This is a genomic window from Xanthovirga aplysinae (assembly GCF_009711365.1).
Taxonomy (GTDB): domain Bacteria; phylum Bacteroidota; class Bacteroidia; order Cytophagales; family Cyclobacteriaceae; genus Xanthovirga; species Xanthovirga aplysinae.
Window position 1 is genome coordinate 1 of the sequence record NZ_SMMB01001016.1, and the last position, 6,608, is coordinate 6,608.

General features: G+C 36.3%; 7 protein-coding genes. 4 read left to right on the plus strand and 3 right to left on the minus strand.

Features of this window, described 5'->3' with window-relative positions; all coding sequences use genetic code 11:
- The 4 genes from E1171_RS23805 to E1171_RS10490 form a co-directional block, all read left to right on the plus strand.
- Positions 1–298: YybH family protein (locus E1171_RS23805; protein WP_222931465.1), on the plus strand; the 298-nt coding region annotated here is incomplete at its 5' end.
- A 65-nt stretch (positions 299–363) separates the two neighbouring features.
- Positions 364–897: a hypothetical protein gene (locus tag E1171_RS10480; protein WP_155205958.1), complete on the plus strand. Its 534-nt coding sequence runs from the start codon at positions 364–366 to the stop codon at positions 895–897.
- Positions 898–938: 41 nt separating this feature from the next.
- Positions 939–2,090, plus strand: a complete 1,152-nt coding sequence (locus E1171_RS10485; protein ID WP_155205959.1) for a hypothetical protein — start codon at positions 939–941, stop codon at positions 2,088–2,090.
- Between the two features lie 102 nt (positions 2,091–2,192).
- Positions 2,193–3,782: a peptide MFS transporter gene (locus tag E1171_RS10490; RefSeq protein ID WP_155205960.1), complete on the plus strand. Its 1,590-nt coding sequence runs from the start codon at positions 2,193–2,195 to the stop codon at positions 3,780–3,782.
- A gap of 78 nt (positions 3,783–3,860) precedes the next feature.
- Here the strand turns inward: E1171_RS10490 and E1171_RS10495 are convergent, their stop codons facing one another.
- The 3 genes from E1171_RS10495 to E1171_RS10505 form a co-directional block, all read right to left on the minus strand.
- Positions 3,861–4,769, minus strand: a complete 909-nt coding sequence (locus E1171_RS10495; RefSeq protein ID WP_155205961.1) for a cation diffusion facilitator family transporter — start codon at positions 4,767–4,769, stop codon at positions 3,861–3,863.
- Between the two features lie 58 nt (positions 4,770–4,827).
- Positions 4,828–5,259 (minus strand): Fur family transcriptional regulator, encoded by a 432-nt coding sequence (locus tag E1171_RS10500; protein ID WP_155205962.1) that lies wholly within the window; start codon positions 5,257–5,259, stop codon positions 4,828–4,830.
- Positions 5,260–5,419: 160 nt separating this feature from the next.
- Positions 5,420–6,457 (minus strand): metallophosphoesterase, encoded by a 1,038-nt coding sequence (locus E1171_RS10505; RefSeq protein ID WP_187696387.1) that lies wholly within the window; start codon positions 6,455–6,457, stop codon positions 5,420–5,422.
- Between the last annotated feature and the right edge of the window lie 151 nt (positions 6,458–6,608).

Genomic DNA, 6,608 nt, shown 5'->3' on the forward strand with positions numbered 1-6,608 from the left:
AGGTTACTGGGAATCAGATTCTTTACGTTTTGCTTCTGGAGGGAATGTAAGTTATGGCTGGAAAACAACACTGGAAGGGTATAAAACACGCTACCCCAACAGGGACATGATGGGAAACTTAACTTTTACTTTATATGATGTAAAAGTAATCAGCGAAAAAGATGCTTTAGTGTTTGGCAAGTGGCATTTAAAAAGAAAAGCAGATGAGCCTTGGGGGTTATTCACTTTATTATTCAAAAAAACTTCTGGCGGATGGAAAATCATTGCAGACCATACTTCATCTGCAAGTTTAGACTAAAATCCCAAAACAAAAAACGACCACTTTTTATTTGACCCCATAACTAAAATCGGAAATAAAAAAGTATGAAAAATATCTTTACTGCTTTTAGTCTGCTATTGATTCATATCAGCTGTACCTATAACCCTAATACTGAAGCACCTACTTCTAATAAAAGCGGCTGGCAACTGGTCTTTAGAAATGATAAAAATGGAGAAGCTAAATTCGGCAATAAGAAGGATCTAATCAAAGCAGTAAGAAATGGTTACCCTATCCGAATAGGCTGGGGAGCACGATTAAAATCCGACACCACCAAATCAGTTGAACATGTAATAGATGCCGACTTCCTGACAGTGGTGAATGGAACCGAAGTATTTGCTCAAATACACCCCATTATTGGACAAAGACCAGATTTAAATAAACTCACAATCAAATATCGTAATTCAAATAAATGGTCTACCATGGTAGGAACCAATGGATATTCAGATCGACTGGATGTAAATTATTTGAATGATTCCATTAGCAGCCACGAAAATATTTACTGGGGTAGCAGTTGGTACGTCAATTATCCATCAATAACGAGTGAGGCGACAAAAAAGGCTTTTCCTTTGTGGGATTAAACCTCTTAAATAAATTTATTTTTTCCTTTTAAATTTGTGCAATGCTTTTAGCTGAAAAGTTCCATATTTTATCCCATATTTTTATCTCACTCATTGGATCTATTTTATTGATTGCCCTTTGGTACAACATCCGATCGAGATTTAAAAAACTGTTGGCAGAAGAAGAGGGCCTCAACCGGGTAGACAAAGGATTGGCTTATTTGAGCATGGCCATTTTTATTTGGGTGTTGTCAGGTATCTGGTCATTTTTGGCAGGGAACTTTGCACTACAAGAAGCTTTGGTCCATGCGATCCGAAGCTTACTTTCCACCGTTAACAACCTCTTCCTGCTATTAGCTCTTTTCTATTTTCATCAGTCCCCAAGATTCATTTATAAAAATAGCAAAAATGTAAAACGAATCACATTAGGTATTATCGGGCTTTCCCTTTTCTCCATGGGACTTTTCCAAAAATTTGGTTATCAATCCTTTAATGGCATCATTGTAAGTTTTATTCCCGATCTTATGTTATCAGCATTTTCATGCTATTTGATGCTTGTGAGTTTTTATAAAACTTTTATGTTACGAGAATTAAAAGTGGTTGCATTTCTTTCCGTATTTCTCATTACTATCCTGTTTTACTCTCAGCTTCCCGAAGTATTCAGCAATATGAATGACGATTTTGAGAATAATCTTATGAAAATTATAGCTAAGACTTCACTAATTTCTATCTTTTTGGTTCTAGCAACCAATTGGGTTATGCAATTAGCCCAAACCCCAAAACCCAGTGAAATGTCCCTTCAGTTTTTAGACTGGTCATTGGTTAATTTGTCAGTACCTTCCAAAGGAATTCATCAAAAAACCATTGATTTTAAAGGAAAAACCACCCAATTCAAAAATTTATTGAAATTTGCCATAAGAAGGAAAGCTGGAAAAGGTGAAGAACAATATATTGAAATTGGAAAGGGAGGAGAGATTTTGCGACAAACATACCTGAGTAGAATAATAGATAATATTAACCAAATCTTACCAGGCGAAGAAAATGAACAACTGGAGCGCAATGATCTATTCACTTTTGTAGGTCAAGGAAAGTACAGATTGCGGATGATCCCAAAAAATATTACCATCGATCAAACTTTGTTGAAGGAATTCACAAATGACACTGACAATCAAGATTATAGACAATTTGTTACCTTTTGTAACTCAAAAACATAAAGTTACAAACAGCTATTATTTGGTATAAATTAGGACTTCCCTAAAAAAAGTTTTCTCTTCTCAACAATTTGCAAAGAATCGTCAAAACATAAATTCTTTGCAATGATCAATCAAATTACAAAAGAACAAGTAACTAAAAACAGGACTAAAAAGCCGGATATACCCCAGGTTTTTGGACACCCCAAAGGCCTGATTTATCTATTTTTCGCTGAACTGTGGGAGCGCTTCTCCTTTTATGGCATGAAGGCCATGCTCATAATCTATATGACCTCACATCTGATGTATTCAGATGAATTCTCCTTTGGTGTATTTGCTTCCTATGGTTCTCTAGTCTATGCCTCTCCCCTAATAGGAGGAATGTTAGCAGATAAAATTTTGGGTTACCGAAAAGCAATCATACTTGGAGGAATTCTAATGACCCTGGGGCATTTAGGCTTAGCCATTGAGACTCCACTATTTTTTTATGGATCTTTGGCCATCATTGTTATTGGAAATGGGTTCTTTAAACCAAACATCTCGTCTTTGGTCGGTAAGCTCTATAAAGATAATGAAGAGAAAAAGGATGGAGGTTTTACTCTATTTTATTTGGGAATCAATTTAGGGGCAATGTTATCCCCTTTACTATGTGCATGGCTAGGTGTTACTTATGGCTGGCATTATGGTTTTGGCCTTGCAGGCCTGGGAATGATTACAGGGCTAATTGTTTTTTACAAAGGAATCAATGATGGTGTATTTGGGCAAGAAGGTCTAATCCCCGACCTAGAGAACTTTAACAGAAAGGTATTAGGCCTTAATAAGAACCACTTAATCAGCATTTGCTCATTTTTGTGCGTTCCTGTAGTCGCCTTGCTTATTTATTATCATGAATTTGGAGAATATTTAATGTGGCTCATCCTTTTAGGGATTAGTCTGGTGCTCACAAGTATTTTTCGAGCAGTAAATAATATTGAAAGGCAACGCCTAACGGTGGTCATTTACTTCACAATCCTGGCTAGTTTATTCTGGGCTCTTTTTGAGCAAGCCGGTTCCTCCATTACTTTATTTGCGGATAGAAATGTAAATCTAATTGGTATAAATGCTTCTCAAACCAATAGTATTGGCTCAGGGTTTATTATATTATTAGCTATTCCATTTGCATGGTTATGGACCTACCTCTCTAAAAACAATAGGGATCTAAATACCCCTGTTAAATTTGCCATTGGGCTTTTCCTTCTTGGTATAGGGTTTATCATTTTCGGCTATTCGGCTCAAAACGTTGATCAAATGGGACAAACTCCCATGTTTTACTTGTTCGGGGGTTATTTTATCTATACAGTAGGAGAAATGTTCCTTTCCCCAATTGGTTTATCTAAAATGACCGAGTTAAGCCCTCCAAAATACATAGGTTTCATCATGGGTATGTGGTTTTTAGCGACCTCTATCGGAAGTTTCCTCTCTGGAAAAATTGCAAAGATGACTACTGTTTCCTCAAAAAATACTTCAGGATCAGAGAATAACTTCCTTGATAAAGCAGTGGAACTTGTAACAGGACTTTCGCAAGATAAAGCACAGCAAATGGGAGAATCTTTTCAACAGCTCTATTCCTATGTAAGTACTTTTACAACTGTAGGTTTATTTGCTGTAGCCCTAGGAATTTTGGCTTTCATTATTTCTCCTTTTATTAAGAAACTTATGCACCTAGAAAATGAATAATGAAAAGTGATTAGCGAAGAGGAAAGAGTTTTTAACTCACTCTTCCCTCTTCGTTTTTAACCATTTATTATTTTAACTTCAGTGTTGCACAACTAAATCCTTATCATCCTTACGCCCATATTCGGGTTGAATATTGCAATGATTTATACCATTAGACCTTAGCACCTTATCAATTAACTCTAATTTTTTCTCAAATTCATAGATGGTAATATTTTCAGCTAAGTCAATATGTCCTTCAAAAACAACATCCCTATCGTCCAGCTGCCATATATGAATATGATGAAGGTTTTTTATACCTTCAATTTTCATTACCTCCCTACTAATTTTTTCCAAATTTATATCAGCAGGAACAAATTGCATTAAAACTTTAGTGGACTGGAGTAACAAATTCCAACTCATATAAACCAGGTAAGCGGCAATCAACAAAGAAAGGACACTATCCACCCAAAAGATTTGGTAAAATTTCATAAAAAAGCCCCCCAACATAACAGCGACTGATGTCAAAGCATCGGAGAGTAAATGTAAATAGGCAGATCTAACATTCATATTTTCTTTGGCATCTCCTTTCAAGAGGAACACACAAAGAAAATTAACCATGATACTGCCCAAAGCTAACCAGATCACTATTTCTGAATCAATGGATTTAGGCTCAAAAATACGTTCTACAGCCTTAATAGCTAAAAAAACGGCAATTCCAATTAAAGTGGCCGAATTGATAAAAGCCGCTAAAACTTCAGCTCTTCGATACCCATAGGTCTGTTTAAGGGTACTTTCCCTACCCGCCATTTTATTGGCTCCATAACTAATGAACAAGGAAAATACATCACTAAAATTGTGAAGCGCATCGGTAAGCAAAGAAATACTTCCGGAAACCAGTCCGCCAATAATTTGAGCTACTGTTATCAATACATTTAATAGTATTGAAAAGCCCATCTTTTTTCCCGATAATTGGGTAGAATGATGGTGGTGTCGATGATTATGTCCCATAGTTTTCTTTTTTCCAGACAAAACTAAAAGAGACAGGTATGCAATGAAATTGCAAAGATTAAATTACCTCTTCTTTTTCTTTGCAAGAAACACACAAACCTTTTAAGCTAACATGAACTTCGTGGACCTCTAAACTTGTTTTGGGTTCAGGGATCATAATATTAAAATCCTCCAAGCAAAAGGTATCCCCACATTTTAAACAACTGAAATGTGGATGTGTATCCAAATGGTGTCCTTTAACACATTCATCTGGACACAAAGCATATTTTGTAGCGCCAGAGCCATCCTCAACAGTGTGTAGAATTCCTTGTTTTACAAAAGTTTTCAAGGTGCGGTAAACTGTTATTCGATCCGAGTGAGATAAATCCTTTTCAAGATTGGAAAGCGTCTGTGCATGCTTTGTTTTAAGGAACTGTTCCAGTACCAGCATGCGCATAGGTGTAGGCTTTACATTTTTACTTTCTAAGGTTTCAATAATCTTACTATTCATTGCATAGATTAAAGATCAAAAACTGGATAAATCTATAAAAAATCTCCTTTATTATTTCTAACGTCCGACTAACCAAAAAAGGTTTTTTTCTCTTATTTCAAAAGTCTGTCGTCTTAATAACGAAGACGACTCAACTAAATAGAATCATCATTCAACAAAATCATAAGGGAAGCCGCTCATTGGTCCGAACACGATAAATCATCCATTGATCATTCTCTTTTAATAAAACTTCTTCCTCTACACCAGGAGAACCAAAGGGCACATCTATTCCGAAAAGCAAACCTTCGTGTTTTAAAGAAATTTCATAAACAGGAGTATGCCCGCAAACCAGCTCTTTTGCATTATATAATTCCAGAATTTCCTTCAATTGTACTTTGCTTAAAGTAGGATCCCCTTCCCAATCAATCCAATATCCACGATACCACATAGGGCCCTGAGGGCCCATCAAAACTTCTAATAAATATTTATCTTCTGCTTTCCCTTCACCTTTCCAAAAATCTCTCAATATTTGATTAATTCGTTCTATTGAAACTTCCATTCCTGCTACCAATGGAGAAATCCCAGCATGGACAAACAAGGTTTCCCCAATTTTCAGTATGACATTCCTGCTTCGGACCCAATCACCTAAAACATAATGCTTTTCATATAAATCAGAATAAAAAGTATTTGTAGCTGCACATAATAAATCATATTTGGCTGACAAATAACGTACATCTCCCGTCAATATCATTTGTTCATGATTTCCCAGCAAAAGATGAACTCCACCTCCTGAATGAATGGCCTGTTGCTCTAATTTATATAATAACCACAAACATTCTGTCACCCCATTACCCCGGTCAAATACATCCCCACAAACTACAATATGGCCCTTTCCCCATTGCCAACTCAAGTGATCGTCAATAACCTTCAGGTTCCTTAATATGCGTAGCAAACTTTCGTATTCTCCATGTAAATCTCCAATGGCTAAAATCCTGTTCGCTTTGGGAATAAAATTAGCCGGTGCTTGGTGATGTCGAAAAACAGAAAAGGTACGGGTATCCTCCCCCAATCCCTCTAGCTCAGCATATCCCTCCTGTGTTTGAAAAGGTTTGGAGAATTGATCAACACTTTTCCTTTCCTCATCCTGCTGGAAATATGTTAATCTTCCATTCCGATCACTCTCCCAACTTATATATGGACCGTCAATTAATTGTTGCATAATATCTTTTGAAAAGATGGTCAATAAGAACATCAGCTACCCACTGATCATTCCCTTTAAACTTCGCATAACTTCTATCAAACTCCAATTTTAACTTCAAGGTTGGAAAGATTCAGAGGGGCTCACCTTTTAATTCCCGTCTCTATTGATT

What these genes read in the sequence shown, in the direction of transcription:
- E1171_RS10490 (WP_155205960.1), top strand. Translation starts at nt 2,193, where the DNA reads ATGATCAATCAAATTACAAAAGAACAAGTAACTAAAAACAGGACTAAA.
- E1171_RS10495 (WP_155205961.1), bottom strand. Translation starts at nt 4,769, where the DNA reads ATGGGACATAATCATCGACACCACCATCATTCTACCCAATTATCGGGA.
- E1171_RS10485 (WP_155205959.1), top strand. Translation starts at nt 939, where the DNA reads ATGCTTTTAGCTGAAAAGTTCCATATTTTATCCCATATTTTTATCTCA.
- E1171_RS10480 (WP_155205958.1), top strand. Translation starts at nt 364, where the DNA reads ATGAAAAATATCTTTACTGCTTTTAGTCTGCTATTGATTCATATCAGC.
- E1171_RS10505 (WP_187696387.1), bottom strand. Translation starts at nt 6,457, where the DNA reads ATGCAACAATTAATTGACGGTCCATATATAAGTTGGGAGAGTGATCGG.
- E1171_RS10500 (WP_155205962.1), bottom strand. Translation starts at nt 5,259, where the DNA reads ATGAATAGTAAGATTATTGAAACCTTAGAAAGTAAAAATGTAAAGCCT.